Consider the following 2,007-nt stretch of genomic DNA (forward strand, 5'->3'; position numbering starts at 1 on the left):
TCCGTTGTCGTGACGGTGATGGCGATCATTCAGCCGTCGGTGTTCGCGTGGTGGATCGCGGTGTGGTTGTGGTTCACGGTGTTGTTCGCGAACCTGGCTGAGGCGGTGGCCGAGGGTCGGGGTAAGGCGCAGGCGGAGTCGCTGCGGCGCACGAAGAAGGAGACGGTCGCGCGGCGGCTGGGTTCCCACGGTGCGGAGGAATCGGTGCCGGGCACCGAGCTGCGCATCGGTGACCTGGTCGTGGTCGAGGCCGGGGAGACGATCCCCGGCGACGGTGACGTCGTCGAGGGCATCGCGACCGTCGACGAGTCGGCGATCACCGGCGAGTCTGCCCCGGTGATCCGGGAGGCCGGTGGTGACCGTAGTTCGGTGACCGGTGGGACGACGGTGTTGTCGGACCGGGTGGTTGTGAAGATCACGACGAAGCCGGGTGAGTCGTTCGTGGACCGGATGATCGCGCTGGTCGAGGGTGCGTCGCGGCAGAAGACGCCGAATGAGATCGCGTTGACGATCTTGCTGGCGGTGCTGACGATCATCTTCTTGCTGGCCGTGGTCGCGGTGGCGCCGATGTCGACGTATGCCGGGGTGAACCAGTCGCTGATCGTGCTGACCGCGCTGTTGGTGTGTCTGATCCCGACGACGATCGGTGCGTTGCTGTCGGCGATCGGTATCGCGGGGATGGACCGGTTGGTGCAGCGCAACGTGCTGGCCACCTCCGGTCGCGCGGTGGAGGCGGCGGGGGATATCGACACGTTGCTGCTGGACAAGACAGGCACGATCACTTTCGGTAACCGGCAGGCGACCGAGCTGATCCCGATCTCCGGGGTGAGCGCGCAGGATCTGGCTGCGGCGGCTCGGCTGTCCAGCCTGGCCGATCAGACCCCGGAGGGGCGCAGCATCGTCGAGCTGTGCGCCCGGGACTACGGGTTGCCGGATGAGGCCACGGCGGATGAGGCCGTGATGGAGTTCGTGGCGTTCACCGCCCAGACCCGGATGTCGGGTGTGGATGTGAACGGCCGCTCGGTCCGCAAGGGTGCCGGGTCGGCCGTGGCGGGGTGGACCCATGTGGAGTCCGGGGAGATCGACGCGATCGTCGCGGAGATCTCCGACGGCGGTGGCACCCCGCTGGTGGTGGCCGAGGCGAGCTCGCCGGACGGTGCCGGGGCCCGGGTGCTGGGTGTGATCCGGTTGTCGGACGTGGTGAAGCCGGGGATGCGGGCGCGGTTCGGCGAGTTGCGGGCGATGGGTATCCGCACGGTGATGATCACCGGTGACAACCCGCGCACGGCGCGGGCGATCGCGGCGGAGGCGGGGGTGGATGACCATCTGGCCGAGGCGACGCCCGAGGACAAGATGGCGTTGATCCGCAAGGAGCAGGAGGGTGGGCGGCTGGTCGCGATGACCGGTGACGGCACCAACGATGCGCCCGCGCTCGCCCAGGCCGATGTCGGGGTGGCGATGAACACCGGGACGGCCGCGGCCAAGGAGGCCGGGAACATGGTCGACCTGGACTCCGACCCGACCAAGCTGATCGAGATCGTGGAGATCGGCAAGCAGCTGTTGATCACCCGTGGGGCGCTGACCACGTTCAGCATCGCCAACGACCTCGCGAAGTACTTCGCGATCCTGCCGGCGATGTTCGTGGCGATCTACCCGTCGCTGGGGCTGTTGAACATCATGCATCTGGCCACGCCGCAGTCCGCGATCCTGTCCGCGGTCATCTTCAACGCCCTGATCATCGTGGCGCTGATCCCGCTGGCCCTGCGCGGTGTGCGCTACCGCCCCTCCAGCGCGGCCAACCTGCTGCGGCGCAACGTATTGATCTACGGGCTGGGCGGTGTGGTGATGCCGTTCGCCGGGATCTTCGTCATCGACCTGCTCGTCCGTCTGATTCCAGGGATCTGAGGTTCATGCTCACCACGCTGTGGCGCCAGACCGCCACCGGGCTGCGCGTCCTGATCGCCTTCACCATCCTCTGCGGGATCATCTACCCGCTGGTGGTGTACG

General features: G+C 67.6%; 1 protein-coding gene. It reads left to right on the top strand.

Features of this window, described 5'->3' with window-relative positions:
• Positions 1-1,905: potassium-transporting ATPase subunit KdpB (kdpB, locus tag MMF94_RS43040; protein ID WP_241043277.1), on the top strand; the 1,905-nt coding region annotated here is incomplete at its 5' end.
• Positions 1,906-2,007: the final 102 nt, after the last annotated feature.

Origin of the sequence: Pseudonocardia alaniniphila (assembly GCF_022524485.1) — a bacterium.
Taxonomy (GTDB): Bacteria; Actinomycetota; Actinomycetes; order Mycobacteriales; family Pseudonocardiaceae; genus Pseudonocardia; species Pseudonocardia alaniniphila.